At 62.0% G+C, this 613-nt stretch carries 1 protein-coding gene; it reads right to left on the reverse strand.

The genetic code is table 11. The features are described from left to right. A partial coding sequence (locus tag ABD369_RS40865) for a DEAD/DEAH box helicase (RefSeq protein WP_344641701.1) occupies window positions 1-594 on the reverse strand: 594 nt, incomplete at its 3' end. Between the last annotated feature and the right edge of the window lie 19 nt (window positions 595-613).

The raw sequence follows: 613 nt of genomic DNA on the forward strand, positions 1-613 counted from the left end.
GATGTGCTGCCACAGCGGGATCGGCCGCGTCTCGTCCACGACCACAGTGGTGTCGCCGCGGACGGTTTCCATCCAGGCACCGAATTCTTCGGCATTGCTCACGGTCGCCGACAAACTCACCAGGCGTACGTCCTCGGACAGGTGCAGGATCACTTCCTCCCACACCGCCCCACGGAACCGGTCGGCCAGGTAATGCACTTCGTCCATGACGACGTGCGAAAGCCCGCGCAGTGCCTCGGAGTTGGCGTAGAGCATGTTCCGCAGGACTTCGGTGGTCATGACGACCACCGGTGCGTCAGAGTTGATACTCGAATCACCCGTCAGCAGACCGACTTCGCCGGGGCCGTACCGCTCGACGAGTTCGGCGTACTTCTGATTGCTCAACGCTTTGATCGGCGTCGTGTAGAAACACTTGCGGCCCGCCGCCAGTGCCAGGTGGACAGCGAACTCGCCGACCACGGTCTTGCCTGCACCGGTCGGCGCGCAGACAAGGACGCCGTGGCCCGCTTCGAGCGCAACGCATGCCTTCACCTGGAATGGATCGAGTTCGAACTTCAGGCTGGACGCGAACGTGCTCAGTTCACTCTTGTTCATAACCACCTCGTCAGGGTTT

Origin of the sequence: Kitasatospora cystarginea (genome assembly GCF_039533515.1) — a bacterium.
Taxonomy (GTDB): domain Bacteria; phylum Actinomycetota; class Actinomycetes; order Streptomycetales; family Streptomycetaceae; genus Kitasatospora; species Kitasatospora cystarginea.